The sequence below is a fragment of the Pectobacterium sp. CHL-2024 genome (genome assembly GCF_044751765.1).
Classification (GTDB): domain Bacteria; phylum Pseudomonadota; class Gammaproteobacteria; order Enterobacterales; family Enterobacteriaceae; genus Pectobacterium; species Pectobacterium brasiliense.
The window spans coordinates 60,149-80,514 of the sequence record NZ_JBIXKO010000006.1; the positions used below are offsets into that span (position 1 = coordinate 60,149).

Sequence of the window (20,366 nt, forward strand, 5' to 3'; positions counted from 1 at the left end):
GAAGGTCGACGCGCGCGTTATTACATCCGAATCAGTTTTTCTTCACGAACTCGGACTTCAGCTTCATCGGGCCGAAGCCGTCGATTTTACAATCAATATTGTGATCGCCTTCCACCAGACGAATGCCCTTCACACGGGTGCCGATTTTCAGCGGCGTTGAGCTGCCTTTGACTTTCAGGTCTTTAATGACCGTTACCGTATCGCCATCCGCCAGCAGGTTGCCGTTGGCATCTTTCACCACTAAAGCGTCATCCTGCGCTGGCGCATCACCTGCCGCCGACCACTCATTTCCGCATTCTGGGCAGTTAAGCATTTCGCCCTCTTGCCAAGTATATTCAGAACTGCATTTTGGACAATGAGGTAACTGTTGCATGATAAACTCCTGAAAAATTCACAATAAAAAAGCAATAAATATCATTAGGTAACTACCATATTTTCGATATTTTACCCTTTTATGCGTATTTTTGATAGTCAAGCCGCGTTTATCGTGACTTTACTGTCCTTCCAATACCGTTTCGCTTCTTGCCGCCAGAAACGCAAGCAAGTCTTCTTGCGTTAGCGCTTTGGAATACAGCCAGCCCTGCGCATAAGCGACACCAAGGCTTTTCAGATAGGCTTCCTGAGCCGGAGTCTCAATCCCTTCGGCAACAATATGCAGATTAAGGCAGTGCGCCATGCTGACAATATGAGACAGCACAATATCAGTCGGTGAATGGTCACTAATATTCCCGACAAAGGACTTGTCGATTTTAAGCTTGTTGGCTTTTACCCGCTCAAGATACGACAGCCCGGAATAGCCAGTACCAAAATCATCAATCGCGACATCAATGCCTTTTTGTTGATACAGCTCTACCATCGGCGCCGCTTTCTGGGGTTCGATCATCGATGATTCGGTTAATTCGACATTAACATTAGCACCGTCGAGCTCGTATATGGCAACCTGCTCCACGAGATAATTGAAAACATCAATATCTTCAAACTCCGCCGCTTCAAGATTGATAGAGACAAACATCTCAGGATAACGCTGTCTCAGCACGCTGGCCGTTTGTAGCGCCTCATTGATAACGAAAAACGTTAAGTCTTTCATTAGCCCAACCTGACGAATCATGGGAATGAAAGAATCCGGCGTAATCAGGCGTCCATCCGAATGACGCCAGCGTATCAGGGCTTCACACCCCACGACCTGAGCGGTATCCAATTTAATAATCGGCTGATAATGCAATTCAAACTCTTTTTGCCTCAGCGCCTGATTGAGAACATAGCGCGGGCTTTGAATGACCAGTGACTTTCTGGAGATAACCTCGGACAGCAGCAGGGAAATCAGCATAAAAATGGGCAAAGCAGAGAAGAAAATCGTTAGGTAGAATGAAAGTTTCACGGGTTTATCCGCCCTGACCATCAAAGCCAGATCGCTATCTGGCAGCGGTTTCAGGACGTAATATTTATCGTCAATATAAAATCTATCGGGATTATTTCCCCCTGCGGTCAAACGGGAATAAATAGAGCTACTCATCGAATCCGACAGAATAACCCGGCCGTCCAGCTTATTTTTCTCCAGTAATGCGTACCGGATATTATAGCTGTAGGAAGGCACATCCAGAAATGAGCGTGGATTCAACACCACAAGATGACGCGTGGCACCAACATAAATCATCGGCTTATTTTTATTCAGCGGACTTTCAACTTTATACCAGATGTTATAGATATCTTTATAACGAAAATCGGGTTCCGGAAGAAACATCGTATTAATGTCGTTCATCATCGAAGAACAGCGCGGCCGATTCCCATCGATATAGACTACATCCTGAATATAATCATTGTCGTAAGCCACCTTTCGCAATAAACCCAAATGAAAATTATCACAATAAGGTGGAAAGCCTTCTTCTAAAATATCAAGTGCGGAGGTGGCCTGCTGAATAATTCTCCCGGCATGTTCAACCGTAACGTTAGAAAAATCATCCACTTCGCGTTCAAACTGCCTGAGCGAAAACGTTGAATAAGCCGTAAGCACTAACGCAAAAAGCGCCACCAGAGTAAAAAACAGGCTGGAGGATAATAAGAAAAAGCTTTTCTTAAAATAGAGCGTTTGAAAATAGGCTAGCAGGCTTTTTTTCATAGGAGCGACGCATCATTATTATGAAGAATCCAACATAGCACACAACCCTCTCCCACAATGTATCGATATCTCAAATAATTCTGATTTTAAGACATCGGTAACCGTCGGGTTCCGCAGCGCCTCTCAGGCAAAGGCGACATCGCTATTTGCTTTTCTATTTGCTTTCCTATTTACCTTAGAAAACAGCCAGTTGCTTTCTATCACTTTTTTCTTATCACTATCGCGCTGTGATTTAATTGTAATGAGAACCATTATCATATTAACATAGCGCCCTATTATTGACCGTCGATACGTTTTTTCTATTTCTGCCCATGATATCTGACCACGCCACGCCCTCTGCTGAACTGACGCTCGAATCGCTCTATGGTTCGCATCATGGCTGGCTGAAGCACTGGCTAACGGGCAAGCTGCAATCCTCTTTTGACGCCGATGATATTGCTCAGGACACTTTTCTGCGCGTGATGAACGGCGAGTCGCTGACCGCAATCCGTGATCCTAAATCCTTCCTGTGTACCGTTGCCAAACGCGTGATGGTCGATCTCTTCCGCCGCAATGCGCTGGAAAAAGCCTATCTGGATAGGCTGGCGCAGTTGCCGGAGGCGCTTGCGCCCTCACCAGAGATCCAGCAACAGCAGCTTGAGACGCTCCAGCAGGTGGATCTCATGCTCGATGGCCTGAGCCACAAAGCACGACAGGCGTTTTTGCTTTCCCAGCTTGATGGCATGGCCTACGCAGAGATCGCCACACGGCTGAATGTCTCCGTCAGCTCCGTCAAAAAATACGTTGCCAAAGCCACGGAGCATTGCCTGCTGTTCCGTCTGGAGCACGGGCTGTGAGCCTGACGCTAACCGATTCCCAGCGTCAGGCCTTGCGCTCCGCCTCGCATTGGTATGCGGTACTGAACGACGAACGCGTGAGCCCTCAGCAAACTGAGAAATGGCAGCAGTGGTATGCGCAAAATCGGGATCACCAGTGGGCCTGGTCGCAGGTAGAAAATCTGCGCAGCCAGATGAACGTCGTGCCTGGCAACGTAGCCCACCGCGCCCTTCAGGATACGCAGCTTACTCGCCGCCGAGTGATGAAAGGTCTTTTGCTGCTGTTGGGCGTTGGTGGCGGGTGGCAGCTTTGGCGTTCCGACACCGGAACGGGCCTTCGCGCCGATTACACCACGGCAAAAGGGGCAATCCGTCAGCAGCGTCTGGAAGACGGCACGTTGCTTTCGCTGAACACCGACAGCGCCGTCGATGTTCGCTTCGATCCACAGCAGCGGCGTATTCACCTCTGGTACGGCGAAATCGCGATTACCACCGGACAGGATGCCAGCAGTCGCCCTTTCTACGTGCAAACACGACACGGGCAATTAACCGCACTCGGCACTGAATTTACGGTCCGTCAGGAAGCCGACAGCACGCTACTGAGCGTGCAACATCATGCGGTGAAAGTCGTACTGGCCGACGATCCGACCCAAGAGCGCATCGTGCATCAGGGCGAAAGCCTGCGCTTCAGCGCGCGGGCTCTGGGTGAAATCCAATCCGCAGAGGAAGAAGACAGCAACTGGGCGCAGGGCATTCTCAGTTTCAGCAATAAGCCGCTCGGAGACGTGATAGCGACGTTATCGCGCTATCGTCACGGCGTGCTGCGCTGTAGCCCAGAGGTCGCGACGCTGCGGTTAAGCGGCACCTTCCCGCTGAAAAATACCGATACGGTGTTACAGGTCATCGAGAAAACACTTCCTGTTAAAATTCAGTACATTACTCGTTACTGGGTCAATATCCTTCCCGCAAACTAAACGATAACGAAAAAAATTATCATTCTTGATTGTCCTTTTTCTCCCTCTCGTTCGACTTAGGTGCATAGAACAAAAATGATGATGGAGATGTTATGACGCTCTTACGCGCCTTTCGTAAAGCAACCCCTTTAGCCATGGCGATACAGCTCAGCCTGTTGTCGACGGTCGGTCTTACGACAGGGATGGCCCACGCCGCGACGGCTCCCACCACCGCACGCTACGATATTGCTGCTGGCGAGTTAGACAAAGCGCTCAACCACTATGCCGCCCGTAGCGGGATTACGTTGTCGGTCGATGCCAGCCTGACGCAGGGAAAACGCAGCAACGGCCTGCACGGTGACTACACCCTTGACGGCGGTCTGAAAGCCCTGCTAGCGGGTAGCGGTCTGCAACTCAAGGCGCTGGGCGATAACGCCTGGACGCTGGAACCGATCCCTACGGCAGCGGAAGAAACGCTGACGGTCGTGGGCGACTGGTTGGGGGAAGCGCGTGAAAATGACATCTTTGAACACGCCGGCGCACGCGATGTCATCCGTCGTGAGGACTTCGCCAAGACCGGTGCCACCACGATGCGCGATGTCTTAAACCGTATGCCGGGCGTGTATGCGCCGGAAAATAACGGCACGGGCAGCCACGATCTGGCCATGAATTTTGGTATTCGCGGTCTCAGCCCGCGCCTTGCCAGCCGTTCCACCGTGCTGATGGACGGCATTCCGGTGCCGTTTGCGCCCTACGGTCAGCCACAGCTTTCCCTCGCGCCCATCTCACTTGGCAATATGGACGCCATTGATGTCGTGCGCGGCGGCGGTGCCGTGCGCTACGGACCACAGAGCGTCGGCGGCGTCGTGAACTTCGTCACCCGGGCGATCCCGAAAGAATTTGGCATGAGCGCTGGCATAGAAGGTCAACACAGCCCGACGTCTTCACAGCACAACCCGAAAGAAACGCACAACCTGCTGGTTGGCGGCACGGCGGATAACGGTTTTGGTTCAGCGCTGCTCTATTCCGGCACGCGCGGCAGCGACTGGCGCGAGCACAGCGCGACGCGCATTGACGACGTGATGCTGAAAAGCCGCTACGCGCCAAACGACGTGCACACGTTTAACAGCCTGCTGCAATATTACGATGGCAGCGCCGATATGCCAGGCGGCCTGTCGCGTGCCGATTACAATGCGGACCGCTGGCAGTCAACGCGTCCGTACGATCGCTTCTGGGGGCGTCGTCAGCTCGCCAGTCTGGGCTATCAATACCAGCCGGATCAGCAGCATAAATTCAATATTCAGGGTTTCTACACGCGCACGCTGCGCAGCGGCTATCTGGAACAGAATTCCATCATTACCCTGTCGCCACGTGAATATTGGGTACGTGGCATCGAACCGCGCTACAGCCAAAGTTTTACCCTCGGCTCTTCCGCTCATGAAGTGGGCGTCGGCTACCGTTATGTCAGCGAATCCACCCATGAGGTGCGTTACTTCACCAGCACCGCCAGCAAGACGCTGCCAAGCGCCAGCAGCCCTATCGACCGCGAAACCCGTGCGGGTACAGAAGCGCACGCCTGGTACATCGACGACCGCGTTGATATCGGCAACTGGACGATTACGCCGGGAATGCGCTTTGAGCACATCAAATCTCATCAGGACAACACGCTGAAAGGCACAGGCGAAGCGGTCAGCTACAACGCCCCGCTGCCTGCCTTGAACGTGCTCTACCACGTTAACGAGAGTTGGAATCTTTATGCAAACACCGAAGGATCATTCGGCACCGTACAGTACAGCCGAATTGGCAAGGCTGCTCAAAGCGGCAAAGTGGAACCAGAAAAAGCGCGCACCTGGGAAGTCGGTTCCCGCTACGACGACGGCGCGCTGACGGCAGAAATGGGCGTTTTTCTGGTTAACTTCAATAACCAGTATGACTCCAATCAGACCAACAACACCGTCACCACGCGGGGAAAAACCCGTCATTCCGGGCTGGAAACACAGGCTCGTTATCATTTCTCCGAGCTGTCACCCCGCTTGGACGCGGTGTCAGTTTATGCGCGCTATGCCTATGTGAATGCTGAAATTCGCGAAGCGGGCGATACCTACGGCAATCAGGTGCCCTTCTCTTCAAAACACCGGGGAGGATTCGGCGTCGATTATCAGCCGGGCAACTGGACGTTCAACCTGAACAGCGAGTTCCAATCCAGCCAGTTCGCCGATAACGCTAACACCGTTGCCGAAAGCGCCGATGGCAGCGCCGGACGTATCCCCGGCTTTATGCTGTGGGGCGCACGCGCAGCTTACGACTTTGGCCCGCAGTTCTCCGATCTCAATCTGGCCTTTGGTGTGAAAAACCTGTTCGACCACGATTACTACACACGCTCGAACAGCGATGACAACAACAAAGGGATTTATGCCGGTCAGCCCCGCACCTTCTATATGCAGGGCTCGCTGAAATTCTGATCGCCATACGCGCTCGCCGGGCAGCCGCCCGGCCTGACTAACGATCATGACTTATTCGATCACGATAATGACCACTGTGGGGTTACGCTATGTCTGCTCTACTTCGCGTTGCACTGATTACCACGCTTTGCCTGTTCGGACTGGGCCGCGCCAATGCGGTAACCGTGCAGGATGAACAAGGTTCCTTTACGCTCGACACGCCGCCTCAGCGTATTGTGGTGCTGGAACTGTCTTTTGCCGATGCGCTGGCAGCAATAGATGTCAGCCCGGTCGGCATCGCCGATGACAACGATCCCGATCGGATCCTGACAGAAGTCCGCGAACACCTTAACCCCTGGCATTCCGTAGGCACGCGCGCACAGCCAAGCCTGGAAGCCATCAGCGCATTGAAGCCGGATTTGATTATCGCCGACAGCAGCCGTCATAGCGGCATTTACACGGCGCTGAAAGCGATTGCGCCGGTGCTGCTGCTGAAGTCGCGCAACGAAACCTATGAAGAGAACCTGCACTCAGCGGAGATCATCGGCAAGGTGTTGGGGAAAGACAGCGTGATGCAGGCTCGTCTGGCCCAGCATCGCGAGACGATGAAGGCCTACGCCGCCCAGCTTCCCCAAGGCACAAATGTGGTCTTCGGCACCTCACGCGAGCAGCAGTTTAACCTGTACTCCAGCGATGCCTACACCGGCAGCGTGCTGGCCGCACTTGGCCTGAACGTCCCGAAACCCATTAACAATGCGCCGATGGCTTCCATCAATCTGGAACAGCTGCTGGCGATTAACCCACAGTGGCTGATCGTGACGCACTATCGCGAAGAAAGTATTGTGAAACGTTGGCAGCAGGATACGCTCTGGAACCTGCTGGAAGCGCAGCAAAAGCAGCAGATTGCCGCCGTTGACAGCAATGCCTGGGCGCGGATGCGCGGTATTTTTGCCGCGGAACGCATCGGCAGCGATACGGTGAAAATTTTTAAGCACCAGCCCGTTAGCGTCAGCAGCGAGCAATGAGGCAAAGTTTTCACCCATTCTGGCGTTGGGGATTGCCAATAGCGGCACTGCTGAGCGTGTTCTGGCTTAGCCTGTTCTGTTATTCCGCGATCCCCATCCCTGCCTTGAGTGCCCTCAAGGCGCTGTTGACGGGATCGTCCTCTTCGCTCCCCGAGGCGCTCGTGCTCAACCTGCGCCTGCCACGCAGTCTGGTTGCCGTACTGATCGGCGCCAGTCTGGCATTGTCCGGTGCCCAGCTTCAGACGTTGACCCATAATCCTCTGGCTTCTCCTTCTCTGCTCGGCATCAACAGCGGCGCGGCGCTGGCAATGGCGCTGACCAGCGCATTCAGCTCTTCACTCTCCGGTTACCCTATCGCCTTTGTTGCCGCCTGCGGCGGCGGCCTGTGCTGGCTGATGGTGATGGCCGCAGGCGGCGGCTGGCGACAAACGCTCGATCGCAATCGGCTGATTCTGGCGGGCGTCGCGCTTTCCGCGCTGTGCATGGCCTTAACGCGGATTACGCTTCTGCTAGCGGAAGATCACGCCTATGGCATTTTTTACTGGCTGGCGGGTGGCGTATCGCACGCGCGCTGGGTGGAGTTCTGGCAACTCTTCCCGTTTGTCATCATTGTCACCCCGATTGTCCTGCTGCTGTCTAACCAGCTTAATCTGCTGAACATCGGTGACGTGAGCGCCCACACGCTGGGCGTCAACTTAGGTCGTCTGCGCCTGATCCTCAATCTGGCTGTGCTGATTCTGGTGGGTGCCTGCGTGAGCGTCTCCGGTCCGGTCGCGTTTATCGGTCTGTTAATTCCGCATCTGGCGCGTTTCTGGATCGGTTACGACCAAAGAAAGCTGCTCCCCATGAGCATGCTGATGGGTGCGGCGTTTATGTTACTGGCCGATCTGCTTGCCCGTGCGCTCGCCTGGCCGGGTGAACTGCCTGCTGGCGCGGTACTGGCACTGATCGGCGCTCCCTGTTTCGTGTGGCTGGCAAGGAGGCGAGGATAATGCGCCCCATGATTGTGTTCATCTCGATTACGCTGCTGCTACTCGCCACCAGCATTCTGTCGCTGCGTATGGGCGCGATTCCGCTGCCGTGGTCGGCGCTGATGAGCGGCTGGCACAACGCCAGCGAACACCACTATGTACTGACCCAATACCGTTTGCCCCGCGTGCTGCTGGCGCTGTTCGTCGGCGCAGCACTGGCTATTTCCGGCGTGCTGGTGCAAGGGATTGTGCGTAACCCGCTAGCATCGCCGGATATTCTCGGCGTGAACCACGCGGCGAGTCTGGCAACCGTCGGCGCACTGATGCTGGTGCCTGCGCTGCCCGTGATCTGGTTACCGCTGCTCGCGTTTATCGGGGGCATCGCCGGGCTGCTGCTCCTACGGATCATCGCGGGAACATCATCCCCGATGCGGCTGGCACTCATCGGCGTCGCGCTGTCTGCCACCTGGGCAAGCGTCACCGACTACCTGATTCTCTCCCGTCCGCAGGATATCAACAACGCGCTGCTGTGGCTGACGGGTAGCCTGTGGGGACGTGACTGGTCATTCGTCATGGTCGCGCTACCTGTCCTCTGCGTATTGATTCCGCTCAGCCTACGTTTTTGCCGCGATCTGGATTTGCTCGCGCTGGGCGACGACCGCGCCAGCACGCTGGGCGTGAATATCGGACGCATTCAGCTTTGGGGGTTAGCGCTCGCCGTCGCGCTCGCCGCAACCAGCGTGGCCGTGTGCGGGCCTATCGGCTTTATTAGCCTCGTGGTGCCGCATCTGATCCGCTATCTGGTGGGAGGGCGGCACCGTTGGCTCCTCCCAACTTCTGCCGTTGCCGGTGCGTTGGTACTGCTGCTGGCCGATCTGCTGGCGCGCACGCTAAACCCGCCGATGGAATTACCCGCAGGGGTGCTCACTGCCATTATCGGCGCGCCCTGGTTTTTTTGGCTTCTCGTGAGAATGCGCTAAATGGAACTGACAACACAAAACCTGACGGCGGGCTATGGCGACAAGCGTATTCTTGACGGATTGTCGCTGTCGCTGCCCGCCGGAAAAATTACCGCCCTGCTCGGCCCCAACGGCTGCGGCAAGTCAACGCTGCTGAAGTGTTTTGCCAAGCTGCTTACCCCGGAATCCGGCGCTATTCAGCTCGACGGCAAGCCGCTCTCTGCGTTTTCTGCCCGCCAACTCTCACGCCATCTGGCGCTGTTACCGCAGCAGCATTTGACGCCAGAGGGGATCACCGTGCGTGACATGGTGGCCTACGGGCGCAGCCCTTGGCTATCACTGTGGGGACGGTTATCGCAGGACGATCGCCAGCGCGTGCAGCTCGCAATGGAGAAGACGCACATCGTCGACCTCGCCGACAAACGGTTAACCGATTTGTCCGGTGGACAGCGTCAGCGGGCGTTTCTGGCGATGCTGCTGGCGCAGGATACGCCCGTCGTCCTGCTCGATGAACCGACAACCTACCTCGATATCAATCATCAGGTCGAGTTAATGAAGCTGCTGCATGAACTCAATCAGGCTGGCAAAACGGTCGTGACCGTCCTGCACGATCTGAATCAGGCCAGCCGCTACTGCGATCATCTGGTGATGCTGGCAGGTGGACGTGTGATGGCGCAGGGCTCACCGCACGAGGTAATGAAACCGGCATTACTACAGCAGGTGTTCAGCATTGATGCGGAGATCCACGCCGAACCCGTTTCAGGACAACCGATGTGTGTGGTGCGGTGATAGCGGGTCATGTTTTTTATCCAGCATTCGTGGGCATAACCATCTCATAAAAATATTTATGCCCCCTCAAAAATAGCCTTGTTAGCCGTGAGCCAGCAGAACCGCTACTCTGCCTGTGTGACATGCGATCAATACGCGTAATGGAAACAACATCATAGCGATCAGCTCAAACCATCAGGACTTAAGGAAGCGTGATATGGGATTAAAATTGCATCATCTTAATGATTCACGGTCTGTGCGTATCCTCTGGCTGTTTGAAGAAGCAGGGATACCTTATGAGCTTGTCAGATATCAGCGGGATGAAAAAACGCATTTAGCACCGGCCTCCTTGAGAGCGATCCATCCTTTAGGTAAATCACCGTTGATTGAAGAGGATGGCAAGATCATCGCAGAATCCGGCGCTATCGTTGAATACCTGATCAATCGCCACGCAAAACACCTGGCCCCGGATGCAAGCGCGGCCGAATACATTGACTACCTTCAATGGATACACTTTGCGGAAAGCTCCGCCATGCTCCCGGTTTTATTGAAGATCTTTGGCGAGTTTGAAAAGAATACCGGCACCACGCTGAATTTCCTCGAAGATTACGCTGACAACGAATTCGAGAAAGTCTTTTCATTCTTAGACGATGCGTTATCTTCACGGGAATTTATCGTGGGCGATAAGCTGAGTGGCGCAGATATTATGCTGGGCTTTGTTATTAACACCGTCGTGGAGAGACTCGTTCCCGGCACGCGCTTCCCGAATATTCAGCGCTACTCACAGCGCCTGAAAAATCTGCCGAGCTGGCAAAAAACTCAGGCCATTGAATCACGCGCAGAATAAGGGAGCAGCGCGAGGCATCACGCCATTGGGAATACTTGCGTACCGCCTCGCGCGACCAGACTATTGTGGAAAACTGGCCTCCACTTATCTTTTTCACACGGATAAATCAGCCCAATATAAAGAGTTGTATAGTCCTTCCCGCCCTCCTCTGATTAGTTAAGTTAAAAATAATTAGCATGTTAATCACCTCAGAAATCAATCATGGTAAGTGATATACACCATACGATAACCGCTATTGACTCATTGATTAAAAAATGCAGAAATTACCCACCCATAAGGAAAAAGGATTTATGGGGCAGGATTATGGATAACATTAGGGAATAAATAATGGCGAATTTGATCTATCTAAAACTCACTGGCATCAAACAAGGTCTTATCTCTGCGGGCTGTTCAAGTGCAGACTCCATCGGCAATAAATATCAGGCTTCCCATGAAGATGAAATTTTTGTTTATGAATTAATGAATCAGATAACGAGGCAAGATAACGTTTCTTTGTATCCCGTCGAAATAAGAAAGCCAATAGATAAAGCCACCCCACTTCTGGCTCAGGCATTAAGCGATAACGAAAAACTAACCTGTGAATTTCTGTTTTACAGAACGTCCCAATCCGGTGGCAACGAGCTCTACTTTAAAATGGTGCTGAGAGATGCAGTTATTACAGGTATACAATTTCATTATCCGAATTCATTAACACATAATGAGGTTCAACCTCATGAAAGCATTTCTTTTAAATTTGCATCAATCGAATGGGAGCATGTAGTAGCAAGAACCAGTTCTTACATTTTATGGGAAACAGTAAAATACTAACATCTGACAGTGAAATATTCTAAACATTGCTAATACCATTTAGAATATTTCACATATAAAAAAACAACAATAAATACCCATATAACGGTAAGACAGAATCCGCAGTTTGGAAAAAAACTAACAAAAAAAACACCACCTAAAACAATGGCGACAACAGGTACAAAATAAAAAAAAGACTGACCTAACCATTCAACAATCCATTTCATTTTTTTAAAACCTGGTTTAGCAAATAAATGACATCATCTTCATTATAATAACCGGAGTTAGTCATGTATATTATTTTTGACATTTCAGGTTCAATTAAAAAATACAATGACTCGATTTTTTCATTATATAACTCCCAATAATACTCTGGCTCTATATTTTTTAATCTTCTTGCTGCCATCGCTGCTTTTTGCATTTTTCCATAAAAACTTCCCACCTGTACAACAGCCAGACTACCTTTATTAATAATTTTAGTATGTGAATCATTAAAATCTCTCGATGTTCTGACTATTTTAGCGATTACATAAGCAAGGGATAATTTGCTAAATTTAATGGAGGCGTGTTCAGCTATTTTTTTTGCAACCTCCTGTAAAATACTATTTTGTTTTTCCTCGCTTATTCTCATTAGCTTTTTTTTGAAAAAAATCTCAACCATATCAAGAACAACATCATCTCTTAGATACACCTGCTTAACAGCAATAAGCATTCTGTAATCTTCTTTCCTTAACTGCCGACAAACATCTTTATAATCATCGAAAAGACAAGAACCATACCAACTTACTCTTTCTACTCCAGAATATAAGGTATCCGCAGTTTCCCTAAGATCCTGCTTAATTTCCACAAGTGCATTCTCAACTTTCAACGCAATAATTCGGTCTGCTTGCATTTTTTGTTTCAGATAAGCAATAGTCATCCCGTACCTCATAAAATTTGACTTTAAAATCCTTTTACTTAAAATGATACCTTATGTTGAGGAAAATAAGAAGGATGGATAAAGTGAAAAAAACAATTTTATTTTTAATAATTAGCGTGATATATATAATCTTTTTATTTGAGCTAGTGTTTAAATACTTACCTGAAAAGATTTACTTATTTATTGCAAAGCTAACCAACCCATTTAACATAATGAATTCGTCTTTAGATTCATTAATTATCTTCCTTGTATTAATAGCACTACTTTTATCATGGCTGACAACTAAATTAATAGTAAAAAAACTCACACCTAGGTAAAACCATTCACTATCTATAATGAAAACTTAAATGCAATTAACTTTACAACCGTAATCATGCGTATACTATAATAATTACTCTCAACTTTTAAAACGCAAAAAAATAATTATAGAAAAAAGAATAAAAACACTATTAAACTTGCAACTACATTTCCATTTTTATAAAAATCATAAACAGAAAAAAATAGGCTCATGAAGAAAGGAAGATACATTGCTTCCCAGCATAAACGTGCAACTATAAAAATATAGTCTGCAAAGGACTCGGCTTTCTTTGTTAGGGTATTAAATTTAAAATCATCGCTTTTGACATACACATAGTTATTTTTCAGACGAAGTAGCTCTCTGACAGTCAATCCTGATTTTAAGATTAGTGCTCTTTTATCCATCATCCATTCCCTTGGTTATCTGTTCTGCTAATCAGCTAAATTTTCGCCCTTTGGCCCAATTCCTGTTTGCGAAGCGCTTTACGGACAGATGACTTTAACGCGTTATCCAGGCTGAGACCTTCTTTTGCTACTGCAATCTTACCCTATGGTTGACTGCGGTATTAGGCAGAAATGTCACCCATTATAAGCTCAATAACATTGATTGTTCCCCGACTTGACTCAACCCTCACCTCATTGACCTTATACCTTTTCCAGGCAAACTTGCGAGCCGCCTCGCGCGCCTGAGCAATAGAGGAAAAATCGCATACGCATCCCGGTCCCAGTCTGGTAACGTCGTCTGACGCCAAATAACGGCCACCAGTGGTAAGATAGCGCATTCGTGGGTGATGTTTTTCATCCGTCAGTCAGTATACTTCTGGCATTCCATTTCAATGCTCAGGTGACGTGCCATCAGCAAGGTTTTTCATCAAACCCAGCGCCATCACCTGAACGAACAAAAGCGTTAAGACTGAGTAAAATCACTATGAAAGATTCTACCGACAAGGATTTCACTGCCCACACACCCATGATGCAGCAGTACTTTAGGTTAAAGGCTGAACATCCGGAAATCCTGCTGTTTTACCGCATGGGCGATTTTTACGAGCTGTTCTATGACGATGCCAAGCGAGCTTCTCAACTGCTGGATATCTCGCTGACGAAGCGCGGTGCCTCCGCAGGGGAACCGATACCGATGGCGGGCGTTCCTCACCATGCCGTTGAAAACTACCTTGCCAGACTGGTGCAAATGGGCGAATCCGTCGCTATTTGCGAACAGGTTGGCGATCCCGCCACCAGCAAAGGTCCGGTAGAACGCAAAGTTGTACGTATCGTCACGCCAGGAACCATCAGCGACGAAGCGCTATTGCAGGAAAAGCAGGATAACCTGCTAGCCGCAATCTGGCAGGACTGTCGGGGGTTCGGTTATGCCACTCTGGATATCAGCTCAGGACGTTTCCGCGTGAGCGAACCAGACGATCGGGAAACCATGGCGGCTGAGTTACAGCGCACCAATCCGGCAGAGTTACTCTACCCCGAATCTTTCGAGTCCATGGATTTGATCGAAAATCGCCACGGGCTGCGCCGTCGTCCGCTGTGGGAGTTTGAGCCCGATACCGCACGCCAGCAGCTTAACCTGCAATTTGGCACCCGCGATCTGACCGGTTTCGGCGTAGAGCAGGCCAAGCTCGCATTACGGGCCGCTGGCTGCCTGCTGCAATACGCAAAAGACACCCAGCGCACCTCGCTGCCGCATATCCGCGGGATTACCATGGAGCGCCAGCAGGACGGCATCATCATGGACGCAGCCACCCGCCGTAACCTTGAACTGACGCAGAATCTGTCCGGCGGCGTGGAGAATACGCTGGCCGCTGTACTGGACTGCACCGTGACGGCAATGGGCAGCCGAATGCTGAAGCGCTGGATTCATATGCCCAGCCGCGATATTGATGCGCTCAAACAGCGCCAGCAGGCCATCAGTGCATTGCAGGACATCACGCCCGATCTGCAACCCTATCTGCGACAGGTCGGCGATCTGGAGCGTATTCTGGCGCGACTCGCGTTGCGCACGGCACGCCCACGCGATCTGGCACGTATGCGCCACGCTTTCCAGCAGTTCCCCGATATTCGTGAGCAGCTTGCGCCACTGGATACCGATTCCGTTCGTCGTCTGGTCAGCCTGATTGGGCAATTTGATGAGCTACGTGATTTACTGGAGCGCGCCGTTGTCGAAGCACCGCCCGTGCTGGTACGTGACGGCGGTGTCATCGCGCCGGGCTACCATGCAGAGCTTGATGAGTGGCGCGCGCTGGCTGACGGTGCCAGCGATTATCTGGATCGTCTGGAAATTCGCGAGCGCGAAAAACTGGGGCTCGATACGCTAAAAGTCGGCTTCAACGGCGTACACGGCTATTACATTCAGGTCAGCCGTGGTCAAAGCCATCTGGTGCCGATCCACTATGTACGCCGCCAGACGCTAAAAAACGCCGAACGCTATATCATCCCTGAACTGAAAGAGTACGAAGACAAAGTTCTGACCTCGAAAGGCAAAGCGCTGGCGCTCGAAAAAGCACTCTATGATGAGCTTTTCGATCTGCTGTTACCTCATCTGGCTGAACTTCAGCAAAGCGCCGCCGCATTGGCAGAATTGGACGTTCTGACGAATCTGGCCGAACGGGCCGATACGCTGAATTACGTCTGCCCGACGCTGAGTGATAAGCCCGGCATCAAAATTACGGGCGGTCGTCATCCCGTTGTCGAGCAGGTGCTTCGTGAGCCGTTTATTTCGAACCCCCTATCGCTAGCACCACAGCGTCGTATGCTGATTATCACCGGCCCCAACATGGGCGGGAAAAGTACCTATATGCGTCAGGCCGCACTGATTGTACTGATGGCGCATATCGGCTGCTTTGTGCCTGCGGATCAGGCGGTCATTGGCCCCGTCGATCGTATTTTTACTCGAGTGGGTGCCGCCGACGATCTGGCTTCCGGCCGCTCTACCTTCATGGTGGAAATGACGGAAACAGCGAATATTCTGCACAATGCCACGGAAAACAGTCTGGTATTGATGGACGAAATCGGTCGCGGAACCTCAACCTATGACGGCCTGTCGCTGGCCTGGGCCTGTGCCGAAAATCTGGCGAACCGCATCAAAGCGATGACGCTGTTTGCAACGCACTACTTTGAACTGACCACTCTGCCGGAAAAAATGGAAGGCGTGGTGAATGTGCATTTAGATGCGCGCGAACACGGTGATACCATCGCCTTCATGCACAGCGTACAAGATGGCGCAGCCAGCAAAAGTTATGGCCTTGCCGTCGCCGCACTGGCTGGCGTACCGAAAGAAGTGATTAAGCGCGCGCGCCAGAAGCTGAAGGAGCTGGAAACGCTATCGAATAATGCTTCATCCAGCCATATCGATGGCGCGCAGCTAGCGCTGCTGAGCAATGACGAACCGTCACCGGTAATGGAAGCGCTGGAAGCCATCGATCCTGATGCGCTCACGCCGCGTCAGGCGTTGGATTGGCTTTATCAGCTAAAGAAAATGCTCTAACCCGTAATCGATACGAAAAAGGCACTGGAATCAGTGCCTTTTCTTTTTAACGCTGCGTTAGTCTATCTGTGTATCGCAGTTTGCTCGCGCGTTCATGCGGGCGTTATCGCTGCTGTTAGGCACCACCGCTTTCACCATCTGCCCTTCTTCCATTGATGGAATCACGGCAAAATGCGCGGTAAAGGAAACCAGCACCGGTTCACCTGCCGACGCCGTCGTACGAAGGTACAGCCTTTCCAGCACGGCATTACTCGCCACCACAAACGTTTTTCCGGTTGCGCAGTCAGAGAACGTTGCTGCATCAGCCAGATAGCGGTACATGCCCTTCATCGACATCGGCGTATCCGGCAATGCCTGCTCGGTTGCCGTCAGTTGGCGAGGAAGCGAAGAATTGATGGGCAACCCTTCCCGATCCAGCATTTCAAGAGAGTTATCAACCGGGCGGAAGTAACGTTTTTCGCCCACGCTATCCGTCAACACCAGCTTGTCTGCGGTGCGTCGCCATTGCCCATAGGACGCGAACGTGTTGTTGCCCTCTCGTGTCGTTTGATATTGTTCGCGAAGAACAAAAGTCCCGTCTTTTTCCAAAAACAGTGACGTATCAATCCCTCCGCAGTCCGCGCAGGGTAAAACGCCACGATAACTTTGTGCCATTGGTTTAAGGGGTTCTTCCTGAACTTGCGAGCGGGTATGACACCCGATCAACCCAGAAATCCCTGCAATCAACAGCACACCGATAGCCAGTTTTTTCATCATTATTTTCCTGCCGTCTCTGCCCTGTTTTTATCGTTCTTACTCAACGATCTGGAATATATCCAATCCGTTATCATCCCTGAGTCTGAGGAATTTTCCACTCAGAAAATGCTATTTCCAGACTATTCTTATCGTCAGACAACCAGATCGTGCCGTCCTGTATCGTTGCCTGCAATGACATCGTGCGTTGAACCAGTCCGGCAAGCTGAGCCAGCTGATTATCATCCAGACAACGAATAGCCAGATTCTTGTACCCAGAGACCTTGCCCGATATCGCACTCCACCAAACCTGTGCCGCACGCTCGCTGTAGGCGTACAACACCACGGCACGGGACTGATTGCAGGCCTTCTTGAGCCGTTTTTCATCCGGCAGGCCTAGCTCAATCCACAGTTCCAGTTCCATCGTATCGTTACGCCGCCAGATTTCCGGCTCATCATCTGCGCTGAGCCCTTTGGTAAAACGCAGGTTTTCATCAGCATGGCAAATCCACGCTAAAAGCCGCAGCATCATACGCTGCTCGGTTTCAGACGGATGCTGCGCTATCGTCAGGTTCGCGTCGTGAAAAAAATTCCGATCCATATCGGCAATATTGATTGCTGCTTTGTAAACCGTTGCTTTTAATGCCATCAGTAACCTCGTCTTTATTCCCTCCTAGTTTACTTGAGTTAGCGCCATCCTCACAGTAAAGGTGATATCTGCCACGTAACCGATAGATTAGGCCTCTAAGGACTACTGATATCCTGTTAGTGCCTATGCTATAGTCGGTTTGATAAATAGAGTTTATCTTCGTAGGCTTACAACATCGCGCACCGCAGCTAGTGATGATGCATGAATATCTACCGAGCTAAGCTTTTAAGGGAGGATATAGTGCAAGAATACTGTGAATTAGTACGTCGCTTATACGCAGAGATCGCCAGTGGCGATCTGGGCTATATACCCGATTCGCTGGGTTGTGTTTTAAAAACCCTGGATGGCATTGCCGCGAATGATGCGTTGCCATCCTCCGTCAGGGAACAGGCCGCTTTTGCCGCCGCTAACTTATTGGTGAGTGATTATGTCAATGAGTAATGAATATCAACCCATCAACTGTGATGATTACGACAGCCTGGAAGCCACCTGTCAGCAGAATTTGACGCTGACGCTGGAACTACGCAATGGTGAAGTTGTGACCGGTAAAGCCAGTGATATGATCTCACGTAAGCAGGTCGAATACCTGGTGATTGAAGCCTCAGGCACAACGCGCGAGCTACGTCTCGACCACATCGTCAGTTTCAGTCATCCTGAAATCGGGAAGGTCGTCGTCAGCGAATCCTGACAGACTTCTCCTTTCATTCAGCGGCAAACGCTGAACCAATGCTTCCCAAACGGACAACGCAGGTTGTCCGTTTTTATTTCAGCGCTAACGTCAGGCTTTTCCCTCAGCTTTTTTCCCCTGGCTTATTTTTCCCAAACTTACTTTTCCCAAACAATGCGCCATACAGGCTGGTTTTCTCTCGCCTGCCCTTCTCGCGTGACGAATCGTCCCACAGCCGCAATCAGTTGCTCGTTGTAGAACACCAGCGGCGTACGGTCGCGCCACCAGGGCGGAACGCCCAGCTCCTGCCAGAGTTTCTTGATTTGTCGCCCGTGGGCTCTGCCGACAATATGCACGGTTCCCTGGGTCGAAAAACGGATACTCACTGACTCATCTTTTTCCGGCGCGCGAACCGCCACGCCGCTCTCGGCCAGTGACAGCGTGCCCAGATTATCGGGTAGCGACAACGGGCATGACGGCGACGGCCACGGGATAATTTGGTCTTTTAGTGACGGCATCAGCGGCAGCAGATAGAGATGCTGACGAAAACGGCGAACCTGCATCTGATTCAGTTGTAATATTGGTTCTGCATCCTGACGGCTCGTCGCCACCTCATCCCAGAGTCGCTGTAGCTGTTCACGCGCGGGCATCATCGCCTCTTGCTGCGCCAGCCAGCGACGCAGGAGTGCAAAACGACGCACCGGACTTAGCGTTACCAGACCGTCAATATTCAGCGCGCCATCCGGCTGGCATAACGCCTGCAATGACTCCTCCAGCAGCTCATCTAGCAGCTGTTCCTGTTCGGCACAAAGTTGGGCGCTACGCGCTACGGCGGAGGAGAAATGCGGCCAGCGCTGCGTCAATCGCGGCAAGATCTGACGACGTAGAAAATTGCGGTCGAAACGTTCATTCTGATTGCTGTCGTCTTCAATCCAGTCAAGCTGGTGCCGCTGCGCATAGGTTTCCAACTGCAAGCGAGAAATGCCTAACAGCGGACGCACAAGACGATGATGACCGAGCGTACTTTGAGCCGCCATCGCAGATAATCCGGCAGGCCCGCTGCCGCGTTTAAGCGCCAGTAAAAATGTTTCGCTCTGATCATCCAGATGCTGCGCCGTCAGCAAGGTTTCCCCGTCTTGCAGATGCGCTTGCAGCGCCTGATACCGTGCCGTTCGGGCCGCAGCTTCGATACCGCCGTTCTGCGCTTCAACCGTCACCGACAGCGAGGCAAACGGCACCTGCCAGCGTTCACACTGCTGACGACAATGTTCAGCCCAGCTATCGGCCAGCGGATTTAAACCATGATGGATATAAGCCGCACGAATGGGTAGCCCAGAACGCTGACGCAGAGCCACCAGCAGATGCAATAGCACGCTAGAATCCAGACCACCGCTGTAGGCCAGCAAGATCGACCGGCATCCGGCTGTTTGCGTCGCGATCGTCTGGAGCAATCGATCATCAGGTTCGGTGCAGTCCACGGTATCAGATCTCATACAGTTCTAAAGGCAAGCCGTCAGGATCGGAGAAAAAGGTGAAGCGCTGCTGCGTTTCAGGATCGATCCGGACAGGTTCACAAATAACGCCAGCCTGTTCCAGCGAGGCAACAGCCTGTTCTATGTTAGCCACCGCAAAAGCCAGATGGCGCAGGCCGCAGGCTTCCGGGCGACTCACGCGCGCAGGTGGGTGAGGGAAAGAAAATAGCTCAATGGTATAACGCCCATTCAGCGAGAGATCCCCTTTCCACGACTGCCGCGCTTCACGGTAGATCTCGTTGTTCAACGTAAACCCTAGCACACCACAGTAAAACGCCTTGCTGCGTTCATAGTCAGAGGCAATAACCGCAATGTGATGGACATCAAGCAGCTTTAGCATGCTTCAAACCCTCATAGCAAAAAATCCGCTGTCATTTCTGACAACGGATTTTCAAA

At 51.6% G+C, this 20,366-nt stretch carries 20 protein-coding genes; 12 read left to right on the forward strand and 8 right to left on the reverse strand.

What is annotated here, in order from left to right; all coding sequences use genetic code 11:
- Window positions 1–31: 31 nt before the first annotated feature.
- Window positions 32–373 (reverse strand): zinc ribbon domain-containing protein YjdM, encoded by a 342-nt coding sequence (locus ACIPUG_RS11265; RefSeq protein ID WP_014914475.1) that lies wholly within the window; start codon window positions 371–373, stop codon window positions 32–34.
- A gap of 120 nt (window positions 374–493) precedes the next feature.
- Window positions 494–2,116 (reverse strand): EAL domain-containing protein, encoded by a 1,623-nt coding sequence (locus ACIPUG_RS11270; RefSeq protein ID WP_400338435.1) that lies wholly within the window; start codon window positions 2,114–2,116, stop codon window positions 494–496.
- Window positions 2,117–2,430: 314 nt separating this feature from the next.
- Here ACIPUG_RS11270 and fecI point away from each other — a divergent pair, with 314 nt between their 5' ends.
- The 9 genes from fecI to ACIPUG_RS11315 all read left to right on the forward strand — a co-directional run bounded on the left by fecI (window position 2,431) and on the right by ACIPUG_RS11315 (window position 11,702).
- Complete coding sequence (fecI, locus tag ACIPUG_RS11275) at window positions 2,431–2,952, forward strand: ferric citrate uptake sigma factor FecI (RefSeq protein WP_094370026.1); 522 nt, start codon at window positions 2,431–2,433, stop codon at window positions 2,950–2,952.
- The gene (fecR, locus tag ACIPUG_RS11280; RefSeq protein ID WP_400338436.1) at window positions 2,949–3,905 is read left to right on the forward strand and encodes a ferric citrate uptake sigma factor regulator FecR; all 957 of its coding nucleotides are present in this window, start codon (window positions 2,949–2,951) and stop codon (window positions 3,903–3,905) included. The genes fecI and fecR overlap by 4 nt, the downstream gene beginning before the upstream one ends.
- 92 nt (window positions 3,906–3,997) lie before the next feature.
- Entirely contained in the window at window positions 3,998–6,346 is a 2,349-nt protein-coding gene (gene fecA, locus ACIPUG_RS11285; protein WP_400338437.1) for a TonB-dependent Fe(3+) dicitrate receptor FecA, read from the forward strand.
- 89 nt (window positions 6,347–6,435) lie between these two features.
- Window positions 6,436–7,350, forward strand: coding sequence for a Fe(3+) dicitrate ABC transporter substrate-binding protein FecB (locus ACIPUG_RS11290; RefSeq protein ID WP_039284095.1), 915 nt, complete (start codon window positions 6,436–6,438; stop codon window positions 7,348–7,350).
- Window positions 7,347–8,342 carry an iron-dicitrate ABC transporter permease FecC gene (gene fecC / locus ACIPUG_RS11295; RefSeq protein ID WP_400338438.1) on the forward strand — a complete coding sequence of 332 codons (996 nt, stop codon included), beginning with the start codon at window positions 7,347–7,349 and terminating at the stop codon, window positions 8,340–8,342. The genes ACIPUG_RS11290 and fecC overlap by 4 nt, the downstream gene beginning before the upstream one ends.
- Window positions 8,342–9,301: a Fe(3+) dicitrate ABC transporter permease subunit FecD gene (gene fecD, locus ACIPUG_RS11300; protein ID WP_400338439.1), complete on the forward strand. Its 960-nt coding sequence runs from the start codon at window positions 8,342–8,344 to the stop codon at window positions 9,299–9,301. Before fecC ends, fecD begins: the two co-directional genes overlap by 1 nt.
- Complete coding sequence (fecE, locus tag ACIPUG_RS11305) at window positions 9,302–10,069, forward strand: Fe(3+) dicitrate ABC transporter ATP-binding protein FecE (protein ID WP_400338440.1); 768 nt, start codon at window positions 9,302–9,304, stop codon at window positions 10,067–10,069.
- A 196-nt stretch (window positions 10,070–10,265) separates the two neighbouring features.
- Complete coding sequence (locus ACIPUG_RS11310; RefSeq protein ID WP_400338441.1) at window positions 10,266–10,895, forward strand: glutathione S-transferase family protein; 630 nt, start codon at window positions 10,266–10,268, stop codon at window positions 10,893–10,895.
- A gap of 327 nt (window positions 10,896–11,222) precedes the next feature.
- Entirely contained in the window at window positions 11,223–11,702 is a 480-nt protein-coding gene (locus ACIPUG_RS11315) for an Hcp family type VI secretion system effector (RefSeq protein WP_039466971.1), read from the forward strand.
- A 202-nt stretch (window positions 11,703–11,904) separates the two neighbouring features.
- Here the strand turns inward: ACIPUG_RS11315 and ACIPUG_RS11320 are convergent, their stop codons facing one another.
- Both ACIPUG_RS11320 and ACIPUG_RS11325 read right to left on the reverse strand, forming a co-directional pair.
- Window positions 11,905–12,600: a hypothetical protein gene (locus ACIPUG_RS11320; protein WP_205532043.1), complete on the reverse strand. Its 696-nt coding sequence runs from the start codon at window positions 12,598–12,600 to the stop codon at window positions 11,905–11,907.
- Window positions 12,601–13,023: 423 nt separating this feature from the next.
- Window positions 13,024–13,305 carry a hypothetical protein gene (locus ACIPUG_RS11325; RefSeq protein WP_400338442.1) on the reverse strand — a complete coding sequence of 94 codons (282 nt, stop codon included), beginning with the start codon at window positions 13,303–13,305 and terminating at the stop codon, window positions 13,024–13,026.
- A gap of 520 nt (window positions 13,306–13,825) precedes the next feature.
- Here ACIPUG_RS11325 and mutS point away from each other — a divergent pair.
- On the forward strand, window positions 13,826–16,390 hold the full coding sequence (gene mutS, locus ACIPUG_RS11330) for a DNA mismatch repair protein MutS (RefSeq protein WP_400338443.1): 2,565 nt from the start codon (window positions 13,826–13,828) through the stop codon (window positions 16,388–16,390).
- 57 nt (window positions 16,391–16,447) lie between these two features.
- On the opposite strand, the gene nlpE is transcribed toward mutS, so the two are convergent.
- On the reverse strand, window positions 16,448–17,143 hold the full coding sequence (gene nlpE, locus ACIPUG_RS11335) for an envelope stress response activation lipoprotein NlpE (protein WP_400338549.1): 696 nt from the start codon (window positions 17,141–17,143) through the stop codon (window positions 16,448–16,450).
- Between the two features lie 73 nt (window positions 17,144–17,216).
- Window positions 17,217–17,771, reverse strand: a complete 555-nt coding sequence (locus ACIPUG_RS11340) for a YaeQ family protein (protein ID WP_400338445.1) — start codon at window positions 17,769–17,771, stop codon at window positions 17,217–17,219.
- 240 nt (window positions 17,772–18,011) lie between these two features.
- Between ACIPUG_RS11340 and ACIPUG_RS11345 the strand changes: the two genes are divergently transcribed.
- The gene (locus tag ACIPUG_RS11345) at window positions 18,012–18,212 is read left to right on the forward strand and encodes a YaeP family protein (RefSeq protein ID WP_010285748.1); all 201 of its coding nucleotides are present in this window, start codon (window positions 18,012–18,014) and stop codon (window positions 18,210–18,212) included.
- Complete coding sequence (gene rof / locus ACIPUG_RS11350; RefSeq protein ID WP_029367608.1) at window positions 18,199–18,459, forward strand: Rho-binding antiterminator; 261 nt, start codon at window positions 18,199–18,201, stop codon at window positions 18,457–18,459. Before ACIPUG_RS11345 ends, rof begins: the two co-directional genes overlap by 14 nt.
- A 137-nt stretch (window positions 18,460–18,596) precedes the next feature.
- Here the strand turns inward: rof and tilS are convergent, their stop codons facing one another.
- Both tilS and ACIPUG_RS11360 read right to left on the reverse strand, forming a co-directional pair.
- Window positions 18,597–19,931 carry a tRNA lysidine(34) synthetase TilS gene (gene tilS / locus ACIPUG_RS11355; protein ID WP_400338446.1) on the reverse strand — a complete coding sequence of 445 codons (1,335 nt, stop codon included), beginning with the start codon at window positions 19,929–19,931 and terminating at the stop codon, window positions 18,597–18,599.
- Window positions 19,921–20,310, reverse strand: coding sequence for a VOC family protein (locus tag ACIPUG_RS11360; RefSeq protein ID WP_039497268.1), 390 nt, complete (start codon window positions 20,308–20,310; stop codon window positions 19,921–19,923). Before ACIPUG_RS11360 ends, tilS begins: the two co-directional genes overlap by 11 nt.
- Between the last annotated feature and the right edge of the window lie 56 nt (window positions 20,311–20,366).